The 25,817-nt window shown below is 37.0% G+C and carries 22 protein-coding genes; 15 read left to right on the forward strand and 7 right to left on the reverse strand.

Annotated features, from left to right (window positions below):
* The 11 genes from H8B04_RS00495 (at window position 1) to H8B04_RS00545 (ending at window position 12,899) form a co-directional block, all read left to right on the forward strand.
* Window positions 1–1,314 carry a Gfo/Idh/MocA family protein gene (locus H8B04_RS00495; protein WP_223815178.1) on the forward strand — a complete coding sequence of 438 codons (1,314 nt, stop codon included), beginning with the start codon at window positions 1–3 and terminating at the stop codon, window positions 1,312–1,314.
* 3 nt (window positions 1,315–1,317) lie between these two features.
* On the forward strand, window positions 1,318–2,328 hold the full coding sequence (locus tag H8B04_RS00500; RefSeq protein WP_165289904.1) for an FAD:protein FMN transferase: 1,011 nt from the start codon (window positions 1,318–1,320) through the stop codon (window positions 2,326–2,328).
* A gap of 5 nt (window positions 2,329–2,333) precedes the next feature.
* Complete coding sequence (locus H8B04_RS00505) at window positions 2,334–3,254, forward strand: hydroxypyruvate isomerase family protein (RefSeq protein WP_190301110.1); 921 nt, start codon at window positions 2,334–2,336, stop codon at window positions 3,252–3,254.
* A 21-nt stretch (window positions 3,255–3,275) separates the two neighbouring features.
* The gene (locus tag H8B04_RS00510; RefSeq protein ID WP_190301111.1) at window positions 3,276–4,511 is read left to right on the forward strand and encodes an MFS transporter; all 1,236 of its coding nucleotides are present in this window, start codon (window positions 3,276–3,278) and stop codon (window positions 4,509–4,511) included.
* Window positions 4,512–4,549: 38 nt separating this feature from the next.
* Complete coding sequence (locus tag H8B04_RS00515) at window positions 4,550–6,241, forward strand: GMC oxidoreductase (RefSeq protein ID WP_165289907.1); 1,692 nt, start codon at window positions 4,550–4,552, stop codon at window positions 6,239–6,241.
* 19 nt (window positions 6,242–6,260) lie between these two features.
* Window positions 6,261–7,685 carry a Gfo/Idh/MocA family protein gene (locus H8B04_RS00520; protein ID WP_165289908.1) on the forward strand — a complete coding sequence of 475 codons (1,425 nt, stop codon included), beginning with the start codon at window positions 6,261–6,263 and terminating at the stop codon, window positions 7,683–7,685.
* Between the two features lie 12 nt (window positions 7,686–7,697).
* Window positions 7,698–8,330, forward strand: coding sequence for a gluconate 2-dehydrogenase subunit 3 family protein (locus H8B04_RS00525; protein WP_165289909.1), 633 nt, complete (start codon window positions 7,698–7,700; stop codon window positions 8,328–8,330).
* 136 nt (window positions 8,331–8,466) lie between these two features.
* The gene (locus H8B04_RS00530) at window positions 8,467–9,801 is read left to right on the forward strand and encodes a dihydroorotase (protein WP_190301112.1); all 1,335 of its coding nucleotides are present in this window, start codon (window positions 8,467–8,469) and stop codon (window positions 9,799–9,801) included.
* The gene (locus H8B04_RS00535; RefSeq protein WP_190301113.1) at window positions 9,801–10,853 is read left to right on the forward strand and encodes a S66 peptidase family protein; all 1,053 of its coding nucleotides are present in this window, start codon (window positions 9,801–9,803) and stop codon (window positions 10,851–10,853) included. Before H8B04_RS00530 ends, H8B04_RS00535 begins: the two co-directional genes overlap by 1 nt.
* On the forward strand, window positions 10,850–12,358 hold the full coding sequence (locus H8B04_RS00540) for a M14 family zinc carboxypeptidase (protein ID WP_223815180.1): 1,509 nt from the start codon (window positions 10,850–10,852) through the stop codon (window positions 12,356–12,358). The genes H8B04_RS00535 and H8B04_RS00540 overlap by 4 nt, the downstream gene beginning before the upstream one ends.
* Window positions 12,359–12,368: 10 nt before the next feature.
* Window positions 12,369–12,899, forward strand: coding sequence for a YfiT family bacillithiol transferase (locus H8B04_RS00545; RefSeq protein WP_190301114.1), 531 nt, complete (start codon window positions 12,369–12,371; stop codon window positions 12,897–12,899).
* A gap of 74 nt (window positions 12,900–12,973) precedes the next feature.
* Here the strand turns inward: H8B04_RS00545 and H8B04_RS00550 are convergent, their stop codons facing one another.
* Complete coding sequence (locus tag H8B04_RS00550) at window positions 12,974–13,321, reverse strand: VOC family protein (RefSeq protein WP_223815181.1); 348 nt, start codon at window positions 13,319–13,321, stop codon at window positions 12,974–12,976.
* Between the two features lie 4 nt (window positions 13,322–13,325).
* Window positions 13,326–14,003, reverse strand: coding sequence for a M15 family metallopeptidase (locus tag H8B04_RS00555; RefSeq protein ID WP_165289913.1), 678 nt, complete (start codon window positions 14,001–14,003; stop codon window positions 13,326–13,328).
* Window positions 14,004–14,127: 124 nt separating this feature from the next.
* On the opposite strand from H8B04_RS00555, the gene H8B04_RS00560 reads away from it, so the two are divergent.
* The 4 genes from H8B04_RS00560 (at window position 14,128) to H8B04_RS00575 (ending at window position 19,364) form a co-directional block, all read left to right on the forward strand.
* Complete coding sequence (locus H8B04_RS00560; RefSeq protein ID WP_165289914.1) at window positions 14,128–16,401, forward strand: ATP-dependent helicase; 2,274 nt, start codon at window positions 14,128–14,130, stop codon at window positions 16,399–16,401.
* 59 nt (window positions 16,402–16,460) lie between these two features.
* Window positions 16,461–17,225 (forward strand): DUF4290 domain-containing protein, encoded by a 765-nt coding sequence (locus H8B04_RS00565; protein ID WP_165289915.1) that lies wholly within the window; start codon window positions 16,461–16,463, stop codon window positions 17,223–17,225.
* Window positions 17,226–17,315: 90 nt separating this feature from the next.
* Window positions 17,316–18,641 (forward strand): UDP-N-acetylglucosamine 1-carboxyvinyltransferase, encoded by a 1,326-nt coding sequence (gene murA / locus H8B04_RS00570; protein ID WP_165289916.1) that lies wholly within the window; start codon window positions 17,316–17,318, stop codon window positions 18,639–18,641.
* A 93-nt stretch (window positions 18,642–18,734) separates the two neighbouring features.
* A complete protein-coding gene (locus tag H8B04_RS00575) occupies window positions 18,735–19,364 on the forward strand; it encodes a YceI family protein (protein WP_190301115.1) in 630 nt (209 codons plus the stop codon).
* A gap of 51 nt (window positions 19,365–19,415) precedes the next feature.
* Here the strand turns inward: H8B04_RS00575 and H8B04_RS00580 are convergent, their stop codons facing one another.
* The 5 genes from H8B04_RS00580 to H8B04_RS00600 form a co-directional block, all read right to left on the reverse strand.
* Window positions 19,416–19,781, reverse strand: a complete 366-nt coding sequence (locus tag H8B04_RS00580) for a winged helix-turn-helix transcriptional regulator (RefSeq protein ID WP_165289918.1) — start codon at window positions 19,779–19,781, stop codon at window positions 19,416–19,418.
* Window positions 19,782–19,849: 68 nt separating this feature from the next.
* Window positions 19,850–20,680 carry a sialate O-acetylesterase gene (locus tag H8B04_RS00585; protein WP_165289919.1) on the reverse strand — a complete coding sequence of 277 codons (831 nt, stop codon included), beginning with the start codon at window positions 20,678–20,680 and terminating at the stop codon, window positions 19,850–19,852.
* Between the two features lie 102 nt (window positions 20,681–20,782).
* The gene (locus tag H8B04_RS00590) at window positions 20,783–22,948 is read right to left on the reverse strand and encodes an endo-1,4-beta-xylanase (RefSeq protein WP_190301116.1); all 2,166 of its coding nucleotides are present in this window, start codon (window positions 22,946–22,948) and stop codon (window positions 20,783–20,785) included.
* A 29-nt stretch (window positions 22,949–22,977) separates the two neighbouring features.
* A complete protein-coding gene (locus H8B04_RS00595; protein ID WP_190301117.1) occupies window positions 22,978–24,012 on the reverse strand; it encodes a DUF5627 domain-containing protein in 1,035 nt (344 codons plus the stop codon).
* 18 nt (window positions 24,013–24,030) lie between these two features.
* On the reverse strand, window positions 24,031–25,797 hold the full coding sequence (locus H8B04_RS00600; protein WP_165289922.1) for a RagB/SusD family nutrient uptake outer membrane protein: 1,767 nt from the start codon (window positions 25,795–25,797) through the stop codon (window positions 24,031–24,033).
* Window positions 25,798–25,817 lie beyond the last annotated feature (20 nt).

The raw sequence follows: 25,817 nt of genomic DNA on the forward strand, positions 1-25,817 counted from the left end.
ATGGAAAATATAAAAAGAAGAGACTTTATAAAAACATCTGCCCTAGTTACGGGAGGTGTTGCTGTAAATGCTTCAAGCATTTCGTCAGTATTTGCAGCGGGTTCGGATGTCATTAAAGTAGCATTAATCGGCTGTGGGGGCCGAGGAACAGGTGCAGCTGCGGATGCGTTGAATTCAGGTCAAAACATTAAATTGGTAGCTTTGGCTGATGCTTTTAGGGATAATCTAGATGCAGCTTACAACAACTTATCCAAAAGATACTCGGATAAAATGGATATTCCTGAGTCTCGCAAATATGTTGGTTTTGATGCATACAAGCACGCTATTAAAGATGCTGATGTAGTTCTTCTAGTAACTCCTCCAGGATTCCGTCCTCAACATTTTGAGGAAGCGGTAAAACAAGGAAAACATATTTTTATGGAAAAGTCTGTAGCAGTGGATGTACCAGGGGTGCGTCGTATTTTAGCTGCTGCAAAGATTGCTGAACAAAAGAAATTGAATGTTGTAGTTGGTCTACAACGCCGTTATCAGTTCAACTATCGCGAAGGTATTAAACGTGTGTTGGATGGTGCAATTGGTGATATCGTAGCAGGTCAGGTATATTGGAATAGTGGTGGTGTATGGGTACGTCCGCGTAAACCAGAGCAAACGGAGATGGAATACCAAATGCGTAATTGGTATTATTTCAATTGGTTGTGTGGCGATCATATCGTAGAACAACACGTTCATAATATTGATATAGCGAATTGGATAAAAGGAAAATATCCGGTTTCTATCCAAGGTGTAGGTTCGAGAGCGCATCGTGTTGGTAAAGAATATGGGGAGATTTATGATAATTTCTCTATTGAAATGACTTATGATGATGGGGCTGTTGTGACAAGCCAATGTTGTCACTTTGAAGGATCACACAACCGTGTCGACGAAACTTTCCAAGGTACTAAAGGAAGAATCTACCTTTCAGCTGGAGGTAGAGCTATTCTTTGGGATGCTAAAGGAAACGAAATTTATCGACATGATCCTAAAGGAAATCCAAATCCGTATCAACAAGAGCACGTAGAACTATTTGCTGCGATTGCAAAAGGTGAATATAAATTTAATAATGCAGAATACGGTGCTTACAGCTCTTTAGCTGGTATCATCGGACGTATCGCATGTTATACAGGTAAGGTGATTAAATGGGAGGATGCATTGAAATCAGAAATTGATTTGATGCCAGAAACTTTGGCATGGGATGCAAAACCAAAAATTTTGCCGGATGCTAATGGTGTTTATCCAGTAGCAGTACCTGGTATTAATACCAATTTGTTTATTTAATATTTGAAACTTTTTATTCTTATATCATATGTTTTAATGGGATATGTTGCTTCTGCAGCATATCCTATTGTTACTATCCCCTATATAATTAGAGGTCAAGCCCAAGGAACGACTTACGAAGTGAAGTATTTTGCTGACGAAGAAATCGTAACAAAAGAAGATATTGATAGCATATTTAGCGTTATTGATGCGTCCATGTCTCTTTATAAACCCAATTCCTTAATTAGTTCTTTTAATTCGGGAGATAACAAGAAGGTTAAGCTTGATGAGCATATGTATAAGGTTATTCAGGCAAGTTTGAAATATCATAAGGTTACAAATGGCTATTTTGATGTAACCGTTTTTCCTCTTTTAAAACTGTGGGGGTTTGGTCCAGATGGTTTTCGGTTCAATCCCAGCAAGAGTCAGGTGGACAGTGTACTTCAACATATTGGTCGAGATAAACTTGTATTAAGCGGGAAATATCTCAAAAAAAGGAATAAAAATGTTGCCATTGATTTAAATGGTATCGCACAGGGGTACACTGTAGATGTGTTGTCTAAGTATTTAGTGCAAAAAAATATTACTTCTTTCATCGTAGAAGTTGGTGGTGAAATTTACTGTCAAGGCGAAAAGCCGAGTGGTGAAACGTATAAAATAGAAATACAAAGACCTGGCAACGATACGAAAGGTGGTTATAAAATATCTTTAAAAAATAAAGCCATAACAACTTCTGGTAGTTATGAAAAATATAGGGTCGTTGATGGAAAGCCAATTTCTCATCACATTGATCCCAAAACAGGTTATCCACTAACCAATAATACGCTTTCTGCTACTGTAATTGCCAATAAAGCAATGGAAGCAGATGCTTTGGACAATTATCTTATGTTTTTGCCACCTGAGGAAGCTATCTCATTTGTGGAGACTTTACCTCACGTGGAAGCATATATAATATATTATGAAAATAATACGTTAAAAGAATTGCAAAGCTCAGGATTTAATAATTATATTTATAAAGTACAAAACCCATTATAAACGGCATGAAAAGAAATGATTTTATTAAAAATTCCACTTTGCTAGTTACAGGCGCTTTCTTGTCAAGTAATAAAACCTCAGAATTTACAAACCCAAATAAAGAAATGATTAAATCAACCCCCTTTAAATTAGATTATGCACCTCATCAAGGTATGTTTTCTGCGAGTGCAGGGAAGAACTTTTTAGATGAAATACGTTACATGTATGATTTAGGATTCCGTAGCATCGAGGACAATGGAATGCCTGGTCGTTCAGTAGATGAGCAAAAACAAGTTGGTGAATTGTTAGCCAAATTGGGCATGCGTATGGGGGTATTTGTAGTCCCTAAAGGTGGTAATGGTCAAAATACATTGGCGGCAAATAAACAGGAGCATATTGATATATTCTTAAAAGGGTGTCGTGATTCTGTTGAAGTAGCAAAACGCGTAAACGCGAAATGGGTTACTGTTGTTCCTGGAGATTATCAACGAAACTTGCCTATTGGTGTTCAAACTGCTAACGTAATAGAAGGATTAAAACGAGGAGCCGAAATATTCGAGCCTCATGGCATTACAATGGTATTAGAACCATTAAGTGATACGCCAGATTTATTTTTAAGATTTACAGATCAAGCTTACGAAATTTGTAAAGCAGTTAATAGTCCTTCATGTAAAATATTATATGATGCGTATCATCAGCAAAAAAATGAAGGTAATCTAATCAGTTTAATGAATTTATGTTGGTCCGAAATCGCTTATATACAAGTAGGTGATAATCCAGGACGTAAGGAACCTTATACGGGAGAGATCAATTACAAAAATGTCTTCAAATGGCTTCATGAAAAAGGCTATAAAGGTATCGTAGGAATGGAACACGGTATGTCCAAATCTGGAAAAGAAGGAGAAGATAAACTAGTAGCGGCCTATAGAGAAGCAGATAACTTTTAAATTGATTAACCACTTATAAACATGAATTCACTTATAAAAAATAAATTATCATTTATGATGTTCCTTGAATTTTTCATTTGGGGAGCATGGTTCGTTACTTTAGGTACATTTTTAAACATTAATCTTAAGGCTGAAGGCTTTGAGATTGCAAATGTGTTTTCGACACAATCTTTAGGTGCGATTATCGCTCCATTTATTGTAGGGATGATTGCAGATAGATATTTCAATGCAGAACGTATCTTAGGTGTCTTACATTTAGTAGGCGCTTTTCTGATGTACCAAATGTATCAAGCGCAAGATTATTCTGGATTTTATCCTTATGTCTTGTCTTATATGATTTTGTATATGCCGACATTAGCTTTGACAAGTTCTATTTCATTTCGTCAGATGCTGAATCCGGAGAAGGAATTTTCAGGAATTCGTATTTGGGGTACTATTGGTTGGATCGCAGCTGGTTTGTCAATTAGTTACTTATTCAAATGGGATGCTTCAGCTTCTGAAGGCGCATTGTCTAATACGTTTTTGATGGCGGGAATAGCTTCATTGACATTAGGTTTATTTTCTTTTATTTTACCAAAAACACCTCCTGTAAAATCCAACGATGGCGAAAAAGCTTCGTTTGCTTCTATTGTAGGATTGGATGCAGTTAAATTATTGAAAGATAGAAATTTCTTTATTTTCTTTATTTCATCTGTCCTAATCTGTATTCCTCTTGCGTTTTATTATCAAAATGCTAACCTATTTTTGACTGAAGTAGGATTAGAAAATCCTACTGGAAAAATGACAATTGGCCAAGTTTCGGAAGTCTTGTTTTTATTATTGTTACCTGTATTCTTTAGCAAATTTGGTTTTAAAAAGACAATATTGGTAGGGATGCTAGCTTGGGCGGTTCGCTATTTATTATTTGCTTACGGTAATGCTGGCGAACTATCATTCATGTTAATATTAGGTATTGCTTTACACGGTATTTGTTATGATTTCTTTTTTGTATCAGGACAAATTTATACAGATAGTAAAGCAGGTGAAAAGTATAAATCAGCAGCACAAGGTCTAATTACTTTGGCTACATATGGTGTGGGTCAATTAATTGGTTTCTGGGTAGCAGGATTTATAGAGAATAAATACAAAGATTTGAAAGGAACCGATCTGGCAGGCTTTTGGGAGCAAACATGGATTGTACCAGCAGGAATTGCCTTTGTGGTTATGCTAATTTTCTTGGTTTTCTTTAAAGACGAAAAAGTCAAAAGCGCAGAATAATACAATTATTTTTTACAAATTTATAAGCTTAAATACTAATGGTAGAGAACAATAAGTATGACGCAATTGTCATAGGATCAGGTATCAGTGGGGGATGGGCAGCGAAAGAGCTGACAGAGAAAGGTCTTAAGACAATTATGTTGGAGAGAGGTAGAAATATAGAGCATATCAAAGACTATACTTCTCCAACCAAATCACCATGGGAATTCCCACACGCTGGTGGCAGAACTCAACAAATGATTCAAGATTATCCCGTATTGAAACGTGATTATCCTTTGAATGAAAAGAATCTTGGATACTGGGTAAATGAAAAAGAAAGCCCTTATACGGAAATCAAAAGATTTGACTGGTATCGTGGTTACCACGTAGGTGGTCGATCATTGATGTGGGGACGTCAATCTTACCGTTTAGGAGATTTGGATTTTGAGGCTAATTTAAAGGATGGCCATGGTGTTGATTGGCCTATTCGCTATAAGGATTTAGCTTCTTGGTATAGTTATGTAGAGAAATTTGCTGGTATTTCTGGTAATAGAGACGGTTTGGATGTTTTACCTGATGGTGAATTCATGCCTCCGATGCCTATGAATGTGGTTGAAAAGGACTACGCTGAAAGATTGAAAAAATCGCAATACGGTGGTAAACGTCATTTCATCATGGGAAGAACAGCAAATATTACTGTACCTCATAATGGACGTGTAAACTGTCAATATCAAAATAGATGTTGGGAAGGATGTAACTTTGGAGCTTATTTCAGTACACAATCTGCTACACTTCCTGCGGCAGTGAAAACTGGAAATTTGACAGTTAGACCATTCTCAATCGTTACACGTATTCTTTATGATAAAGACACAAAACGTGCAACAGGTGTTGAAATTATTGATGCTGAAACAAATCAAACCTATGAATTTTATGCAAAAGTAGTATTCGTATGTGCTTCTGCATTGAACTCGGCTTGGGTGTTGATGAATTCAGCAACTGATGTATGGGAAGGTGGTCTAGGCAGTAGCAGTGGTGAGTTAGGACACAATTTGATGGATCACCATTTAGGTGTAGGTGCATCAGGTCGTGTAGAAGGATATTTAGACAAAACAATTTTCGGTAGACGTGCAAATGGTATTTATGTGCCAAGGTTTGTAAACGTAGACTTTGACGATAAAAAACGTGATTATGTACGTGGTTTTGGTTACCAAGGTGGTGCGAATCGCGGGAGAGCATGGCGTTCAGAAGAGGAAAAATTCGTAGGAGGTGCATTCAAAGACGCTATTTGTGAGCCAGGCGATTGGACATTAGGATTTGGTGGATTTGGTGAAATATTACCTTATCACGAAAATCATATCAAATTAGATAAGGATAAAAAAGATAAATGGGGATTACCTGTACTTGCATTTGATGCTGAAATCAAAGATAACGAGTTGAAGATGCGTAACGATATGCAAAACGAGATGAAAGAAATGCTTGAAAGCATAGGCGTTAAAGATGTAAGTAGCTGGAACAATGTGTACGGATTAGGACAAGGTATCCATGAAATGGGTACCGCACGTATGGGGCGTGATCCAAAAACTTCCGTATTGAATGGTAATAACCAAGTATGGGATGCACTTAATGTATTCGTAACAGATGGAGCAGCTATGACCTCATCAGGTTGTGTTAACCCTTCATTGACTTACATGGCATTGACAGCTAGAGCGGTGGATTTTGCTGTTAATGAGTTGAAAAAAGGTAATCTTTAATCTATTAATCATCTATCCAATGGAAAACAAAAGCAGAAGAGATTTTATCAAAACAACAGCTGTTGCGGCAGCTGGAATTACTATAGTTCCTCGCCATGTATTGGGCGGTTCTGGTTTCAGAGCACCCAGTGATATGCTTCAAGTAGCATCAATTGGTGTTGGTGGTATGGGAGGTTCGGATGTAAACAATATTTACGGAAGCGGTAAAGCAAATATTGCTTTTTTATGTGATGTAGATAAAGCAAGAGCGAAAGGAAGTGTTGAAAAATTTCCAAAAGCAAAATTCTACACAGACTTCCGTGAGATGTTAGACAAAGAACACAAGTCTATTGATGCGGTTTCTGTGTCTACTCCTGATCACAACCATGCTATTCAAGCTTTAGCTGCTATGCAGTTAGGTAAGCATGTCTATGTACAAAAGCCTTTAGCGCATGATGTATGGGAAGCGCGTGCATTGACTCACGCCGCTAAAAAATATAAAGTAGTAACGCAAATGGGTAATCAAGGTTCTTCTGGTGATGGAGTACGTCAAATGCGTGAATGGGTGGATGCTGGTTTAATCGGAGATTTAGTGGAAATCTATGCATGGACAGATCGTCCAGTATGGCCACAAGGTATCCAATGGCCTAGTCAAAAAGCTAAAGTTCCTTCGACATTAGATTGGGACAAATGGTTAGGAACAGCGCCATATACAGAGTATTTTGATAAGTTAGTTCCATTTAACTGGCGTGGCTGGTGGCCTTACGGTACAGGTGCGTTAGGGGATATGGGCTGTCACAATTTGGAAGCTCCATTCAGTATCTATGGTTTGCAATATGTAAAAGATGTGCAAGCTAGTGTAGGTTCTGTGTATGTGGATGAATTCAAACGTGGATACTTCCCAGAATCTTGTCCTCCATCAAGTTCGGTAACAATGACTTTCCCCAAAACAGCTAAAACAAAAGGCGATGTGAAAGTACACTGGATGGATGGTGGTATTCAACCTCCAAGACCAGAGGAGTTAGCGCCAGATGAAATCTTTGGGGATGGCGGTAATGGTATTTTATTGATTGGTAAAAAAGGAAAGATTTTAGCCGATACTTATGCAGCGAATCCGCGTCTTTTGCCAACAAGTAAAACTTACCGTGAAGTAAAACAAAAATATCAAAGAGTACCAAAAGGTGCGAATGGACACTGGGCACAGTGGGTAGAAGGTTGTATTGCTGGATACGGCAATATGGAGATGTCTTCACCATTCGAAATTGCAGGTCCTTTGACTGAAGCATTATTGATGGCTAATTTGGCTATTCGTGGTGTGGATTTGAAAGTGGGTGATAAATACCCTGGTAGAAGTAAAAAATTGATTTGGGACAATGATAATATGCGTGTAACTAATTTTGATGAAGTGAATCAATATGTGAAACGCAACTATCGCCCAGGTTGGGAAGTAAACTATACATTTTAATAAAACTAAAAGATGAATAGAAGAGAAGCATTACAGCGCGTGGCTATGATCCTTGGAGGATCTATTGTTGGAGCCAACTTGTTTTTAGAAGGATGTACTCGATCTGCAACAAAAACAGTTGAAGTGCTGTTCGAAGAAAAAATGATTGACAGAATAGGTGATTTGGCAGATGCCATTTTGCCGCCTACATCAACACCAGGCGCTAAAGAAGCTGGTGTAGGTAATTTTATACCTGTATATGTTCGCGATTGCTACACTGAAAAGCAACAGAAAGCAATTGTAGATGGTTTAGCTACATTAGATAAAACTAGCAAAGACCTAAAAGGTAAAGATTTCGCAAACTTGACTTTGGATGAAAAAACTGAGGTAGCTGATAAACTTTACAAAGAAGCAGAGGAATATAATGGTCAACGCTGGGAAAGAATTAAAGATGAAGTCGAAAAGAATTCGACTAAACAAAATGAACTGGTTAAAGATGATGTAGAATACGAACCAGAGCATTGGTTCCATCTATTCAGACAAATGACTTTGACAGGATATTTTAATTCTGAGCTAGGATTGACCAAAGCTGTACGCTATGTAAAGATTCCAGGAAAATACGATGGAAATTATCCATACAAAAAAGGTGACCGTGCCTTTGTTTAATAAAATTCAAAGAAGGTGAAATGAAAATTTCACCTTCTTTGGTTAAATGCGTATACTGCTGCATTTTGAATCAAATAATATTTATCAATTTGTTATGTTTGTATACGAATAAATATATCTCATCAAATAGTATAAAATGTCATCAATACTTATTAAAAATGCACAGGTGGTAAATGAAGGAACGATTCAAGTTTTTGATATTTACGTGAAAGATGGAAGAATAGAAAAGCTTGCTCCGCAAATTGATATTCAAGCTGATCAAGAAATTAATGCTGAAGGGTTACATCTTCTTCCTGGATTGATAGATGATCAGGTGCATTTTAGAGAGCCAGGATTGACTTATAAAGCTAATATTTTTACAGAGAGCCGTGCTGCTGTGGCGGGAGGTACGACTTCTTTTATGGAAATGCCTAATACTGTTCCAAATACATTAACACAAAAACTACTTCAGGATAAATATGATATTGGACAAGATTCATCCTTGGCCAATTATTCATTTTTCATGGGTGCAGCAAATGATAATCTGGATGAAGTATTGAAGACTAATCCACGTGACGTATGTGGCGTTAAAGTTTTTATGGGCTCCTCTACCGGTAATATGTTGGTGGATAATGAAACAGCGTTGGAAAATATTTTTCGAAACTCCCCGACATTGATTGCAACTCATTGTGAGGATGAGGCTACTATAAAAGCTAACTTAGCTGCATACAAAGAAAAATACGGAGAGAATGTAACTATAGATATGCATCCTCTAATTCGTTCGGCAGAGGCTTGCTATTTATCTTCATCCAAAGCGGTAGAATTAGCCAAAAAGAACAACGCACGCTTACATATTCTGCACATTAGTACAGGTAAAGAAACATTTTTATTTGATAATTCTATTCCATTAGATCAGAAGAAAATCACAGCTGAAGCGTGTATTCATCATTTATGGTTTTCGGACGAAGATTATAAAACGAAAGGAAATTATATCAAATGGAATCCAGCTGTGAAAACAGCTGCTGATAGAGATCAGATTTTGAAAGCGGTATTGGATGGCCATATTGACGTAATAGCAACGGACCACGCTCCGCACACTATAGAGGAAAAAGAACAAGCTTATTTGCATGCTCCATCCGGTGGTCCTTTGGTACAACATGCTTTATTAGCTTTGTTAGATGTGGTACACCAAGGCAAAATGACCTTAGAACAGTTGGTTCAAAAAACAGCACATAATACGGCGACTTGTTTCCAAATAGAGCAACGTGGATTCATTCGTGAAGGCTATTGGGCGGATTTAGTATTGGTGAATTTAAATAAACCGTTCGAGGTCACACGTCAAAATATTCTTTCAAAATGTGGGTGGTCACCTTTTGAAAACCATACTTTTACATCTACAATAGAACATACAATCGTGTCAGGAAATCTTGCTTATTCCAGTGGTCAAATCATTGAAGTAGGTTCTGGACATCGATTATTATTTAACCGATAATGAACAAAAGAACGTTTTTAAAATCGATTGGACTAGGTTTGGGGGCCTTCGCCATTTCTGATCATACTGTAAAAGCGGTATCAGAAGCTACAGGTGCTGTCAAATCATTATTAAAAGCGAAGGTTTTGAAAGAGGGTGATACGATTGGTATCATCACGCCAGCGGGAGCTTTATCCGAAGAAGAGACTATTACCACTACCAAAGAGGTTTTAGCTTATTTTGGATTTAAGGTAAAGGAAGGAAAGCATATTCGGTCCCGCTATGGTAACTTAGCCGGTACGGATGAAGAGCGCCTGGAAGACTTACATGCTATGTTTGCTGATAAAGAGGTGCATGGTATACTCTGTATTCGAGGGGGGAATGGAGCATCTCGTCTTCTTTCGAAAATCGATTATGACTTAATTCGAAAAAATCCAAAAGTCCTATTGGGATATAGCGATATTACCGCTTTAATTTTTGCATTTTATGCAAAAGTTGGATTAGTTTCGTTTCATGGTGTAGTGGGAAGTAGTACATGGAGCACATATGTGGCTAAATTATTCAAAGAACAATTTCTGGAGAATAAATTAGCAGTGTATGAGAATCCGAAAAAATCGGAAAATCACATCGTCCAATATAAGGATAGAATACAAACAATCACTCCAGGAATTGCTGAAGGTACCATATTAGGAGGAAACTTGACTTTACTATCAGGATTGTGTGGTACACCGTATTTGCCAGACTTCAAAGACGCTATTCTTTTTGTAGAAGAAATTGATGAAAAGTCCGAGCGATTAGACCGTATGTTTTGCCAATTGATGAATGCAGGGATTTTATCGCAAATTAAAGGTTTTATTTTCGGTAAATGTACCAACTGTGGTCCATCAGGCGGATATGGTTCATTGTCATTAGATCAAATGATGAATGACTATATCAAACCTTTGGGGATTCCAGCCTACAGCGGAGCTATGATTGGACATATTTCGGATCAGTTTTTAATGCCTGTGGGGGTTCGTGTAAGAATGGATGCCAATACGGGCAAAATCGAATACCTAGAAAAATCACTCTTATGAAAAAATTAATCTTTTTGTTTTTCTTATTCGGACTATTCTTCTCTTGTGATCAGAAAAATAAATATTCTGAACAAAACACTAATTTCATGAACATCGATACATCTACTTTTAATTCCATTTATTCTACATATAAAGAGCCAGCTTTAAAGCATCGACGTTTTAAACATCAAGATATAGATTCATTATTGCGGGTTCATAAAAATAACGGCACATTGGCGATTGACCAAATCGGAAAATCGTTTGAAGGTAGAGCAATTTATGAAGTAGCTTTTGGAAAAGGGGAAAAGAAAGTAATGCTGTGGTCCCAAATGCATGGTGATGAACCTACTGCGACAATGGCTTTATTTGATTTGTTTAATTTCTTGGAGGGAAAGCAAGATGGGTATGAGGAAATTCGCAAACTGTTAAATGATAAATTGGAAATTCATTTTATCCCAATGTTGAATCCTGATGGAGCAGAGCGTTACCAACGTCGCACCGCGCAAGGTATTGACATGAACCGTGATGCGCGTGCTGGACAGACCGTTGAAGGTGCTTTGCTTCGTGCACGAGCACAAGCTATAAAACCTCAATACGGTTTTAATCTGCATGATCAAAGCATATATTACAATGTACCAGGAACAAAAAATCCCGTAACGATTTCATTATTAGCGCCTGCGTTTAATGAGCCACGTGAGATCAATTCAGTGCGTGAAAACGCCATGAAGATTGCTGGTGGAATGAATGAAATTCTGCAGAAATATATTCCCGATGCTGTAGCAAAATACGATGATACGTACACACCAAGAGGTTTTGGGGATAATTTTCAATCGTGGGATGCAAGTACGGTGCTTATTGAATCGGGTGGAATGAAAGGGGATCCAGAGAAACAAGAAATCCGAAAGCTAAATTTTATCATCATATTGAACGCCTTAGTTCAGATTGCTGAAGGCAGTTATGCACAATTCGATAAACAGCAATATGAGGATATTCCATTCAATGCTTCACAGCTGCATGATATTGTCATTCGTAATATTACTATAAGTTCTGACTCTACATCTTTTAAAACGGATTTAGCTATCCGTCGCAACGAAACCACGATAGGAAGAGATTTTTTTGTGCGCGGTAAAATAGAAGATATCGGAGATTTAAAAGAATCAATCGGTTATGAAGAAATCGATGTTGAAGGACTTCAATTTATTCCAGCTAAGACATCTACAGTAACTATTAGTAATGTAGCACAATTGACAACTCAACAATCATTTGATTTACTGAAACAAGGTTTTATGGCTGTGCAAGTAAAAGAAGTAGGAGCTACGAAGGAAAAAGCTTTACATAACCTTCCTATACATTTATTCACACAGACTAATTTTTATTTGCCTATTACGGCAGATTTTGGAGGAATGGCAAATTTCTTTATTGGTGATAAAAGTGGGAATCTGAAATATGCAGTCATGAACGGTTACTTGATTGACTTGACAAAAGGTTTGGATAACTCTACGCTATTAAAAAATAGAGTGAATTAAATATAAGGCTATGGAAACGAATATTGAACAATTGAAATATCCGATTGGAAAATTTATTCAACCGTCTTTAATAACAGCTGTGGAGATTAATAATTGGATTGATATCATTAGAGAGTTTCCATCAAGGCTAAGAAAAGAAGTGGAAAGTTTGAATGCTGAGGATTTGCAAAAAAAGTATAGACCGAATGGCTGGACGATTGCACAGGTCGTACATCATCTTGCGGATAGTCATATCAACAGCTTTATTCGATTCAAACTAGCTCTGACAGAAGAAAAGCCGACTATTAAGCCTTACTTTGAAAACTTGTGGGCTGAACTTCCTGATTCAAAAGATTTCCCAATCGCTGGATCATTAAAACTGTTGGAGGGTTTGCATGCGAGGTGGGTGTATCTTCTTAGAAATCTGAGCATAGAAGAATGGGATAAGGAATTTGTTCATCCCGAAAGTGGTAAAACAATAAGCTTAAAAACCAATCTCGGTATCTACGCTTGGCATTGTGAGCACCATTTAGCGCATATTGTAAATGCTAAAAAGTTATAATAATAAAAAGAACTCCACATTTTTTTAATTAATATGTGGAGTTCTTTTATTATGGTCTAACGGAGAAGATAATTCTATATCCATCTGGATCCAGAATCATTAACCCATTCTCTTCCCAAAGGTGGATTTTTTGGCTTTATTAATTCAATTCCGTTTTGCTGTAGGAAATTCTGTTTTAGTGCTAATTCTTCCATTGAGGACAAATAGAAAACTAAAGCATCATCTTCGTCAAATGTAGATTCTGGTTTATCAGGAGAAACTGTGAATTCCAAATGCCAATCTACGTTTTCTAGACCAAGAAAGACACCATCGTAATTGCTGTGTCCTTCAAAACCTCCCAACATTTTTAATCCTACAATATCCGTATAGAATTTAATTATTTGAGCAAGGTCGGTTGTATGTCTTGCATATCTGAATCTCATAATTTTAGTTTATTTTAAAATCAAAATATTTATCCTTAAAAGGTTCATTATTTAGCGTATAATGCCACCATTCTTTGCTGTAGGCTCTAAAGCCATATTTTTCCATGATTTTTTTAAGCTTAATACGATTCTGTTTCTGCGTGGTGGTGATTTTTTGGTAATCATGTCCAGATTCTTCACCAAAGAAATCAAAAGGTGCACCCATATCGAGTTCTTTTTTATTTTCTAAATCAATAATAGTTAAATCAATGGTACTTCCGCGACTATGTCCTGATTTGGAAGCAATAAACCCTTTTTTAAACAAATCTCGCTTATCTACTCGCGGATAAAATTCCTGACGCATCAATGTATCTTTAATATCTTGCGCCCATCGTTTGAAATGATTAACAGCTGTCTGTGGTCTGTAAGCATCAAATACTTTCAACCCTAAACCTTCCTTATTGAGTTCATTTTCTATTTTTTGTAATGCTTGCGTTGCACGTTTAGTTAGGATGACTTTGTTTGCGTTATAGCCATCCACTCTTTTACCCACAAAATTGTGTGTTGTATAATATCTTAATTCCACTGCAATATGTGGAATATAATCAGTGACATAGACAAATCCTTCTGGTAAGGTAGACTTTTTCTGTCCGTAAACAATTAGGTTTAATATTAAAAATAACGTCAATAAAAGATGCTTCATAGATGTAAGGTTTAAGTCATAAAGGTAATCAAAAGTGCTAATAATTATAGTAAAGCTGTGGTACATTGGATCAAAATTCCTAACTTTACAACCTATTTCTAACGAAAAAATAAAGCATTATATTTTGGATTTTTTAGCAGGATTAAATCCCTCCCAACGAGCTGCTGTAGAACAAACCGAAGGACCGGTGATGATAGTAGCGGGAGCTGGTTCAGGAAAGACACGTGTAATTACTTATAGGGTTGCTCACCTTATTCAAAAAAGAGTAGATCCATTTAATATTTTGGTTCTGACCTTTACAAATAAGGCGGCCAAAGAGATGCGTGAACGTATTATGAAAGTGGTAGGTTCAGAGGCTAAGAATATTTGGATGGGAACATTTCACTCTATTTTTGCGCGTATTCTACGTGTAGAAGCAGAGTTGATCGGCTATCCAAAGAATTTCACGATTTACGATACAGATGATACCAAAAGTTTGTTGCGTGCAATCTTGAAAGAAATGAATCTTGACGACAAGCTTTACAATGTGAATCACGTGTATGGTCGTATATCTTCTGCAAAGAATAATTTGATATCTCCACAGGAGTATAATAAAAATGAAGCCTTGATGGCTGAAGACCGTGAAAATGGTCGCCCACAAATGGGACAAATCTATATGACCTATGCGCAACGTTGTTACCGTGCTGGGGCAATGGACTTTGACGATTTGCTGTTCAAGACGAATGTGTTATTGAATAAATACCCAGAAACGCTTTACAAATACCAGCATCAGTTCAAATATCTGATGGTGGATGAGTATCAGGATACCAACTTCTCACAATATCTGATCGTAAAAAGATTGGCTGCGGTAAATGAAAATATCTGTGTGGTAGGGGATGATGCCCAAAGTATTTATGCCTTTCGTGGTGCGAATATTCAAAACATCTTGAATTTCCAAAAGGATTATCCAGATGTGAAAGTCTTCAAATTAGAGCAAAATTACCGTTCGACAAAAACTATTGTAAACGCAGCGAATAGCATTATCGCAAATAACAAAAATCAATTGGAGAAAAATGTTTTCTCTGATAATGAGGAAGGCGATAAAATCAAAGTAGCGCGTGCATTTTCGGATAATGAGGAAGGTAAGATTGTAGCCGAAGCCATTATTCAAGAGAAAACGTTAAAATCGCTTCCTTACAAAGCTTTTGCGATTCTATATCGTACCAATGCGCAGTCACGTGCGATGGAGGAATCGTTGCGTAAATTAAATATTCCATACAAACTGTACGGTGGAACTTCATTCTATCAACGTAAGGAGATTAAGGATTTAATTGCCTACTTCCGTCTGACTTACAATCCAAACGATGAGGAAGCGTTGAAACGTGTAATCAATTATCCGCGTCGTGGTATTGGTGATACTACTGTAGAAAAAATTATCGTGGCTGCAGATCGTAATCAATATAGACTTTGGGATGTTGTTGCTAATGCGCAGATGTTTTTGGATGGTCGTAGCGCTACTTCAGTAGGGAATTTTGCTACAATGATTCAAAGTTTTCAAGCCGTTGGTAATAACTCTAGTGCTTTCGATACTGCGATGCATATTGCGCAGCATTCTGGCATTTTGAAAGATTTGTACGAAGATAAATCAGTAGAAGGTTTAGCACGATACGAAAATATTCAAGAGTTGTTGAATGGTATCAAAGAGTTTTCGGAACGAGAGGATATTGAGCAAAAGTCTTTGGATGTATTCTTGCAAGATGTCGCATTGTTGACAAACGATGATAATGACAAGGATCCAAATGCGGATACGGTATCTTTGATGACTATTCACGCTTCTAAAGGGTTGGAATTCCCTGTGGTATTTATAGTTGGATTAGAAGAAAATTTATTTCCTTCACAATTATCCTTAAATTCGCGCAGTGAATTGGAAGAAGAACGTCGATTGTTCTATGTGGCTGTAACACGTGCTGAGAAAAAATTGCATTTGTCTTATGCTACATCTCGTTACCGTTGGGGAACATTGAATAATTGCGAACCAAGTCGTTTCATCGATGAGTTGAATCCAAGCTATTTGGATTTGGACTTCAATCCGCGCACTTCTGGACCTTCGGATGGTGCTTTCAAATCCGATCGTATCGCTTGGCAAACTAAAGAAAAAGATGCTTTTTCGAAGCCTAAGCCAAAGGTAGTCAAGACGACTTCTATTTTACCAAAGGCGCATGTACCGACCGCAGGGTTTGCTCCATCGGATACAAGCAATTTGCAAGTAGGTATGGAAGTAGAGCACGAACGTTTCGGTTTTGGAAAAGTTGTCAACTTAGAAGGAAACAAACCTGATATTAAAGCAACTATTTTCTTCAAAGAGTTGGGACAGAAACAATTGTTGCTTAAATTTGCAAAACTTAGGATAGTTCAATAAGAACTTATATCTTTACTAGATTAAAAAATAATAACGTATTATACGTTTAATATCACTATATGAATTTTGATTATAACAGTACTCGTCCCAAATTAATATTGGCCGAATATGGTAGAAATGTGCAAAATATGGTCGACTATATTTGCACGGTGCCTGATAAAGAAGAGCGCAACAGATTGGCTCAGGTGGTGATTGATATGATGGGCGTGCTTAATCCACATTTGCGTGATGTATCTGATTTCAAGCACAAACTTTGGGATCACTTGTATATAATTTCGGATTTCAAAATCGATGTAGATTCGCCGTATCCAGTTCCAAAACGTGAGGAAATACATCATAAGCCAGAAACGTTACCTTATCCTCAACATAAGATTCGTTTCAAACACTATGGTCATATCGTAGAAGAAATGATCCAGAAGGCTATTTCCGTATCTAACGAAGAGACTAGAGCTAAATTAACTTTAGGTGTAGCTAATTTTATGAAAATGGCTTATACCACTTGGAATAAAGATTCTGTTAATGACTTGCAGATCATTGAGGACTTGAAAGAGTTGTCAAAAGGCGCATTGACATTGCCAGAGGATACTGTATTGACAAAATTAGATTTCCGTACTCCGCCTCCAGGAAACCGTGTGAAAACACAACAAAGTTCTTCGAATAATAATCATAAGAGTGCGCAATCTAATAACAATAATAGAAAGCCGAGCAATAATACAAGAAGCAATAATAACAACAACGATAAGAGAAAATCGTACAGCAATAACAACAACAATAGCGGTAGCGGTTTCAAAAAAAATTATCAAAATAACAACTACAAAAAATAATCTTTGTAGTTTGTTTTAGTATTTTCAATAAGTAACTAATACAGTAATTAGTTACTTATTTTATTTAATGAAATATCCTTTTTAGTATATATGAACGCATTTGAAATACATGGTGGAAAACCTTTGAAAGGTGAAATTATTCCTCAGGGGGCAAAAAACGAAGCATTACAGATTTTGTCAGCGGTATTGTTGACAGAAGAAAAAATGACGATTAGTAATATTCCTGACATCAAAGACGTGAATAAGTTGATTGACTTATTGGGGTCATTAGGAGTTACTGTAAACAAATTAAATAAGGATACTTACGAATTCGAAGCGAAAAATATTAATATAGATTATTTCACATCTGAGGAATTCAAACAGAAAGGTGGAGGTCTTCGTGGTTCTATTATGATTGTAGGTCCATTGTTAGCTCGCTTTGGAAAGGCTGCAATCCCTAAACCAGGAGGTGATAAAATCGGACGTCGTCGTTTGGATACACACTTCTTAGGATTTGAAAAACTAGGTGCAAAGTTTATCTACGATGCCGAAAATGAATTTTTCAATGTAGATGCTACGCAATTACGAGGTACATATATCTTGTTGGATGAAGCGTCAGTGACAGGTACGGCAAACGTAGTCATGGCAGCTGTATTAGCAAAAGGCACTACGACGATTTACAATGCAGCGTGTGAGCCCTACTTACAGCAATTGTGCAAAATGTTGAACCGTATGGGAGCGAAAATCTCTGGAATAGGTTCTAATTTGTTGACAATTGAAGGTGTAGAAAAATTAGGTGGTACGGAACATCGTATGTTGCCAGATATGATTGAGATTGGTTCTTTCATTGGTTTGGCAGCTATGACGGGTTCGGAAATTACGATCAAAGATGTAGCCTATCCAGAATTGGGTATTATTCCTTCCGTATTCCAACGTTTGGGTATCAAGATGGAACTGCGTGACGACGATATCTTTATTCCCGCACAAGATTCCTATGAGATCGATACATTTATCGATGGATCAATCTTAACGATTTCTGATGCACCTTGGCCGGGTTTTACACCTGATTTATTGAGTATAGTGTTAGTGACTGCGATTCAGGCAAAAGGTAATGTATTGATTCACCAAAAAATGTTTGAAAGTAGATTGTTCTTCGTGGATAAACTAATCGATATGGGTGCTCAAATTATTTTGTGTGATCCACACCGTGCTACAGTAATTGGTTTGAACAAACAAACACAATTACGTGGTATTCCGATGTCTTCGCCAGATATCCGTGCCGGTGTTTCTTTATTGATCGCCGCCTTATCAGCTCAGGGTAAATCTACTATTTTTAATATTGAACAGATTGAGCGCGGTTATCAAAATATCGAAGAGCGTTTACGTGCTTTAGGAGCTGATATCAAACGAGTAGAAGCACAACCGATGGGTCACTAATTGTCTGCTTAATGTTAATAAACAACAAATAACTTTCTTTTATGTCTAAGAATTCTATTTTTGCGTATTAACTATTTAAACACATTATTTAGCATGAAAAAATTAGTTTTATTTGCAGCAGTAGCTTCTCTTGTATTAGCGTCATGTGCTGGAAATCCAGAAGGTAAAAAAGCAGAAGCAACAGATTCAGTAGCAGTTGCTGATTCAGTAGCTGGTAATACGTATACTGTCGATACTACACAATCGCAATTGGTATGGAAAGGTACTAAAGTGACAGGTGCTCACGAAGGTACTGTAGCTATCAAATCAGGTTCTCTATTTGTAGATAATGGTGCTATCACTGGTGGTAACTTCGTATTGGATATGAATACAATCAGCAGCACTGACTTAGATGGTGAATACAAAGAGAAATTAGACGGACACTTAAAAGCAGACGACTTCTTCGCAGTAGCTACATTCCCAGAGGCTTCATTCCAAATTACTGAAGTGAAAGCTGGTGCAACTGCTAATGACGTAGTAATCTCTGGTAACTTAACGATTAAAGGTATTTCTAAAAATATCACTTTCGATGCTAAAGTGGATGAAGTATCTGATTCAGTAGTTAAATCTTCTGCAGACTTCAATATTGCACGTGAAGACTGGGGCGTAACTTACGAAGGTAAAAAAGACGATTTGATCTCTAAAGAAATCAATTTCAAAGTAACTATCGTAGCTAATAAATAATTAGTAGCTCAAAATATATTTAAGAGGCCTATATATAAAAATATAGACCTCTTATTTTTTGTCAAATAAAGTTTTTCGGTGATTAGTGCCCCAATTTACTAATTGTGTTATTATCGTTTGTAAGCTTTTTCCGTAAGGCGTAATTTCATATTTTACGGATACCGGTTTTGTGTGGGGAGGTTCTCTAAAAATAAGCCTATTTGTTTCCAATGTTTTAAGCTCTTTGCTCAAAACTTTTGCAGATAACCCTGGAATATCATGCTCTATTTTCTTAAATGTATTTACTTCATGCTCTCTAGTTGCCAAGTAGTGAATAATAAGTAATGTCCATTTGCCTCCAATAATTTCTAAGGAGTCCTGTAAGGCGAGTAAATCGGCTGTACAAGCTGGTGGATCTGAAATTGGCTTTGAAATCATATCCTTAAAATTAAGGATATTTTGTTAGAAGATTAAAAAAAGTGGCTCTGGAAAGCCACTCCAATAAACTAATGATGATATATATTGAGAAGTATTTTAGCGTAATTTTTACCCAGTTGTCGATAACCAGCTGGACTAAAATGAAGTCCGTCTGGAATACCTTCACAATCTTTGGAAGAAACTACATGCGCATTCTGAATTGTTTGGGGTAAGGTTTGGATAATAGCATTCATGCTAGCACATTTTCCTCCCTCCTCAGCAGAAAGCATTTCTCCCGCTAGGATAGGGGTGTTTTCCGCTTTTAGATTAAGGTCATTCAATAAATTTGTATACACTCTATTTACCTTATTTGGCCAATCTCTATCGCCTGTATTGGACTCACCTTGATGTAGCAAAATTCCTTTAATGACACCTGATTTTTGAGCAATCTTAGCCATTTCCACTAATCGAGCATACGGATTATTGTCATAGGCTGACAACATGCCTTTCATCCAATTCGGTGCTTTTTCTACGTAAGTAGCCGTGCTGTCTTTATCAAATAACTGTATATGACATCCACCTACCGATACATTGATAATGCCGATGCGCACATTGGGAGCGGTGTTTTCCGCTAGAGTTTTTGCAAAATAATCAGCTGGAGTAAGTCCTGTATGACAACGCGTAAGGGGGGATTGTGCAATATACCATTCTCCTTTTTTACGATTTAATTCTGGACAGTCTACGCTTTGCAATAGCATTACGCGTTTATCAGTAACGGTGTCTTGAGGTTCGAATTTTCCATGGCCTTCCATATTAGATTGTCCAAAACATAGGTAAATATGAAAGTTTGGATCTTGGGCATTCACCAAGCTATAGCTTGTAATAGAAATCAGAAGAAATATTTGCTTTATAAATTTCATTCGAAAAGTCTTAAGTTTTTTAAATTGTTGAAAAAAAGGGAGGAGCATGAATCTACCTCCCTTCCAATGACTGGCTCAGTCATTATATTTATCACAAGGTTCTTATTTCATTTTGCCTAAAGCTTCTGTAACCGCTTTATATGCTGGTTTTCTTACGAAACCTTCTGTCCAAATACCAATAGGCTCACCTCTTCTCCAGAATGAATATTCATTGTCTGGACTATCTAATGGACTCCAAATGGTAATACCGTATTGTTGTGCTTTCGGAATGATTTCGAAATACTTTTCAATTACAAACTTGTACATATCAGCTTGTCTAGCATACATCTCGGCAGTAGCTTGAGGTGTTTTTACACCTACACCGATATCTAACTCCGAAATTTTGATAAGTTTGCCCGTAGCTGCCAATAATTGGAACATACTGACAATATTGTCTTTGTTCGTATTGATATCAATGTGCATTTGTGTACCAATACCATCTACTTTTGCACCTTTGCTTTCCACATATTCCACATAGGCAATCAGCCCTTTACACTTATTGCCACCGCCCTCTAAGCCGTAGTCATTAATGAAAAGTAAATCATTGGTATTACCGTATTTACGTGCAAACTCAATAGCTTTGACAGCATAATCTTTGCCCATATAGTCTTGCCAGTAAAATTCATCATCCGCCATTTCAGCTTTTCCAATACCCGTTTTCAAAGCATATTGATCTGGCCAATCCGACATTGGTTCATTTACGACATCCCAAGCTTTCACATATTCTTTAGTGGTCGTCATCATGCCTTTGATAAAATCCTCAAGTGCATTCGTGATGATATCTTTTTTCTCTTCAGGTGTTTTTTCAATTACATTACCGCCCATACCACCGAAACCTTCGCCATCAGCTGATAATACGCGAGATGAATTGTTACCCCAGCCTATCCATCCATCTATTCCATTCTCAAAGTCTCCGTTTCCAATGATATTTGTATTGCTACCTGCTTTTACCAATTTGACATTGTCTACGTAAATAGTACCATCATAATGTCCGAAATTGAAAATAAAGCGGTTGCGTACAGCGGTAGTTGTCAGTTTCAATTCAAATTCTTGGTAATCTGTCGTTAAAGCCACGGATCCGAAGCTGTTGCCTTGATAATCCGAGGTGCTTTGTAAGTCTGCACCTAATGTACCCGCTTTGCTACCTTTAGCTGCTAATGTCAATACGTATTCTGTATTATTTTCAATACCAGAAATATCAAAGGCCGCCTGTGCTTCCCACGTGTTTACCACCGATGGGTTTATCATTTTTAAAGCAAATCCTTTTTCAATAGGAGCACTTCCGCCACTACCTTCTTCATTATATTTTTCAACAGTAAAATTGTCAAAATAATATGTCGTCGCAGTTTTACCTAAATTGAAAGCTATCGTGGTACAATTTTCGGTGTCGCTACCAATGTTAATTTCTCTTTCAAATTTCACCCATTCACTTGTTGTTTTGAATGAACCGAAGAAATCCCAGTGTTTATAAGAATAAGGAACGGTATGCGCTTGAGAACCGAATTCAGCCGGAGCATCCGACTTTGCATACATTGTGAATCTGTATTTTTCACCCAATTTTGTTGCTGCTGGGAATTTAATGAATAACTGCGTATCCCAATCATTTGCTCTTACTTCAGCATTTACTAATTTTAGAGCACGACCTTCTCCACCTTCACCTTGTCCAGCGGCTGTAAATGATACCACAGCATTCGTGTTAAATTCATAATTGCTATTGTCCGCGGACTCAAAATTATTTGATGTGATCACATCCCAAGTGGGGCTTCCTGAACCAGGAAGTTTGATAGGTGCAATTAATTTATTTAGGTATGCTGCATTTTGTCCAGAATGCCAAGTTAAGGTATGACCAAATATAGCCACATTGTTTTCTTTAGCTGTTTCAATTAACTTTTCAACCCGTGAAAAATCCATTGTTCCATCCGCTTTCACGATGGAAGAGTGTTTCATCTCATAGCCCATCACCATTTCATTAAAGTTGCGATTTACTAATCTGTACATCACACCTTTGTTGATATAGTCATCGATATTAAGTGCTACTCCTAATTTGAAATTTGGATTTGCATTTTGATCGATATAGGAAATTAAAGGGTCATATGAATTAATATCTTCTTGTGCGATTACACTTTCGGGTTTTTCAGCAAAGTAGTCAAGAAACTCGGGTTTTGCGCAGGAGGAGAGTAGTAGACTCACCATTAATCCATAACCTAATTTTGTATGTAAACGTTTCATAATTCTAATTGATTAATAATTTTAGAATATTAAGGTTTAAGAGCTACATTAAATGTTTCCATCTTAACACCTCTATCACGCATAACTAATGTATCTTTTGTGGATACACTCATTTGTGCCATTTCTATTTGGTATTCTAGATATAATCCATCTCGATCTGTATTACCCCAACTGTTTTTTTCTCCTTTTTTGACAAAAGCTCCTCGACCAGTGGCGGTTACTCCATTTGTTGCTGAGCTAATAGTGCAATTGTTATTATTGTCAAATGCTAACATCAATTCGATGTTGATATTTGTGCCATCTACATCTTTGAAGGTCAACGGTAGTTTTGCGTTTTGACGAGATGCAGTTATTAAATTTTTAACTTCATCTTTTTCGACAGAAGCATTTCTACGGTTTAATGTTTGGTTCAAGGAATTGTTTCCATTCTTGCCTACTATTATATCTTGACCACGTCTAAGGTAGTTACCATGCCAAGTATTGATATATTTTATAGCATAAAATGTATAATCTTTAGGTTGAACTTCCCAATCATCTGCAACTGCTCTGCGTTGAAGGCTTCCAATTTTAGGTGTACCGGATAATATAGAATCTGCATTAGTCACATTGGTAATACGTAAGGGTAATACGTATGTGGTATTAATGGATTTGGGATCTGCAAAGAATGCATCGGTTAATTGTACTTCCACACCTCCTGAAGGCTTTCCTTGTGGAATAATCATCTGATTAGAAGCTAATGTATAATAATTTGATGGTAAAGGGAGTACATCGCCTCCCTCAGGGCTATATATTATATTTTGTGTCAACGCATTATCAACGACGAAATCAACTTTGACGTCTTCTTTTGTACTGTATACACCACCAGTAGTAGCCATTACATTGATTTTACCTTGATTATCCAAAGATGTATCAAAAATATCTTCACCCAATGTGATGGTACGTACAGGATATTGGTAGGCAAAGTAAACCGTTTGATATTCGTAATCAGGAAATTCCCAATCTTGATTTTTGCAGCTTGTAATAGCCAACAATAAGGTCGCATAAATTATATTTATTCTTTTCATGAGTTCAAATTTGAAATGTTACCAACCATTATTTTGTTGAAGGTTATTATACTTTAATATTTCACTGTAAGGAATTGGGCCATACTGCATATATGGTTCGAAAACACGGTTTTCTACCGTAATTACATTATAAGTATTGTTTTCTATGCTAATGCCTTGAGCAGGAATTGTTAGATTTTCGTTCCATCTGCGCAAATCCCAGAATCTGAATCCTTCAAAACATAGTTCTAAACGTCTTTCATTACGAATTAACTGACGCATTTGATCTTTGTTGTTTTTTACCTGTTCTAAATATGGATCTCCATTCGTAGTTCCTACACCAGCGCGTGTACGAATAGCTTTGATAATATCATAGGCTGAAAACGAGAATGAACCTCGACCAGTAGGTCCCCAAGCTTCATTTGCAGCTTCGGCATAAGCTAAATAAATTTCTGTCATGCGTAATCGGGGAGTGACATGGTATTGACCAGATACATTTGATGGATTTAAATTTACATCCTGACGTAAAAGCTTACGCATATAATAGCCCGTACGTGTAGATGTCTCAACTTTGTTGAGTCCATCGTTAGTTGGACTATTTACCGCGGTATTGATAGCGGTATTATTTACTCCAGAAGTAGACCCATTGACCAAGATATAATTTTTTAATCTTGGATCTCTATTATCATAAGGGCTATTTGCATTATAGCCGCTTGCCGCATCATTAATTGGATAACCATTAGCCATTGGAAATGCATCTACTAAATTTTGTGTAGGATTTAATCTTCCTCGCCCAAATAAGGTCGGAGGAAAGTGATCTGCCTCTAAGGAGGAAGAAAGGTCACCTCTGTCAACACGCCAGATAATTTCTGCTGTGTTTCTTCCGGACTCCATCTGATTTACACTTGCTGGTAAATAGAATAGTGCACCTTGAGGATCAACACCAGATATGCCACCTTTTTGCTGTATAACATTCCCAGCATAATTTGCTGCTTGTTCCCATTTAGCTGTATTACCATCATTAAAAGCAGGACTAGCTGCTAAAAGAGCTGCTTTAGCGCGAATAGCTTGGCTAATTCTTTTGGTCATACGAAGTCTGAATTTTTCGCCAAAAACTTGGTTATAGTCTGTTAAGTTTACACCTAAGGATTGGTATTTAGCGGGTATTTGGCTTGCATTTGAAATATCTTCAAAATCAAGCGGTAAAAGTTCGTCTGCTTTATCTAAATCTGCATAAATTTGTTGCATACATTCCTCAAAAGTGGCTCTAGGTTTATTAAAGTCAGATTCTGAAGTTTCGTATTCTAGTACAATTGGTATTCCCAATACTTCACCGCTACTTGTTTTGCCAGCATGTGTTTGCAATAAATGGAACATAAATAATGCGCGTAAGCCTAATGCTTCACCTTTCATCCGATCATTGAACATCGAATTAATAGGAGCAGAGGATGACCACTCCACTTTATCTTGAATGGATAGAAAATTATTAATGTATTGAATTGCTGAACGACTGTTTCTCCATTGTTCTAAAGGATTATTCATGGCAGTCCATTGACCCGTAGCAATTTTTAAATAATTGCTCGCGCGATCATTTGTTACCGCATCATCTGTAGCTACATCATTGAATGACCAACTATTTGTAGGTACTCTGTTATAGCCGTTGAGTAAGATACCTTGTGCATATAAAGGTCTTGTATATGCAGTTTCAATATCTAGAAAATTTTCGATTGAAGGTGTAAACATATCTTCACATGACGTGAATGCTATAGTCGATGTAACACCTAATATGAATAGTAATTTTTTCATGTCTTATCTATTAGTCTTGT

The organism is Sphingobacterium litopenaei (genome assembly GCF_014692495.1).
Classification (GTDB): domain Bacteria; phylum Bacteroidota; class Bacteroidia; order Sphingobacteriales; family Sphingobacteriaceae; genus Sphingobacterium; species Sphingobacterium litopenaei.

Coding starts and splice junctions, on each gene's coding strand:
- H8B04_RS00495 (WP_223815178.1), top strand. CDS start 1: ATGGAAAATATAAAAAGAAGAGACTTTATAAAAACATCTGCCCTAGTT.
- H8B04_RS00505 (WP_190301110.1), top strand. CDS start 2,334: ATGAAAAGAAATGATTTTATTAAAAATTCCACTTTGCTAGTTACAGGC.
- H8B04_RS00510 (WP_190301111.1), top strand. CDS start 3,276: ATGAATTCACTTATAAAAAATAAATTATCATTTATGATGTTCCTTGAA.
- H8B04_RS00515 (WP_165289907.1), top strand. CDS start 4,550: ATGGTAGAGAACAATAAGTATGACGCAATTGTCATAGGATCAGGTATC.
- H8B04_RS00520 (WP_165289908.1), top strand. CDS start 6,261: ATGGAAAACAAAAGCAGAAGAGATTTTATCAAAACAACAGCTGTTGCG.
- H8B04_RS00525 (WP_165289909.1), top strand. CDS start 7,698: ATGAATAGAAGAGAAGCATTACAGCGCGTGGCTATGATCCTTGGAGGA.
- H8B04_RS00530 (WP_190301112.1), top strand. CDS start 8,467: ATGTCATCAATACTTATTAAAAATGCACAGGTGGTAAATGAAGGAACG.
- H8B04_RS00535 (WP_190301113.1), top strand. CDS start 9,801: ATGAACAAAAGAACGTTTTTAAAATCGATTGGACTAGGTTTGGGGGCC.
- H8B04_RS00540 (WP_223815180.1), top strand. CDS start 10,850: ATGAAAAAATTAATCTTTTTGTTTTTCTTATTCGGACTATTCTTCTCT.
- H8B04_RS00545 (WP_190301114.1), top strand. CDS start 12,369: ATGGAAACGAATATTGAACAATTGAAATATCCGATTGGAAAATTTATT.
- H8B04_RS00550 (WP_223815181.1), bottom strand. CDS start 13,321: ATGAGATTCAGATATGCAAGACATACAACCGACCTTGCTCAAATAATT.
- H8B04_RS00555 (WP_165289913.1), bottom strand. CDS start 14,003: ATGAAGCATCTTTTATTGACGTTATTTTTAATATTAAACCTAATTGTT.
- H8B04_RS00565 (WP_165289915.1), top strand. CDS start 16,461: ATGAATTTTGATTATAACAGTACTCGTCCCAAATTAATATTGGCCGAA.
- murA (WP_165289916.1), top strand. CDS start 17,316: ATGAACGCATTTGAAATACATGGTGGAAAACCTTTGAAAGGTGAAATT.
- H8B04_RS00575 (WP_190301115.1), top strand. CDS start 18,735: ATGAAAAAATTAGTTTTATTTGCAGCAGTAGCTTCTCTTGTATTAGCG.
- H8B04_RS00580 (WP_165289918.1), bottom strand. CDS start 19,781: ATGATTTCAAAGCCAATTTCAGATCCACCAGCTTGTACAGCCGATTTA.
- H8B04_RS00585 (WP_165289919.1), bottom strand. CDS start 20,680: ATGAAATTTATAAAGCAAATATTTCTTCTGATTTCTATTACAAGCTAT.
- H8B04_RS00590 (WP_190301116.1), bottom strand. CDS start 22,948: ATGAAACGTTTACATACAAAATTAGGTTATGGATTAATGGTGAGTCTA.
- H8B04_RS00595 (WP_190301117.1), bottom strand. CDS start 24,012: ATGAAAAGAATAAATATAATTTATGCGACCTTATTGTTGGCTATTACA.
- H8B04_RS00600 (WP_165289922.1), bottom strand. CDS start 25,797: ATGAAAAAATTACTATTCATATTAGGTGTTACATCGACTATAGCATTC.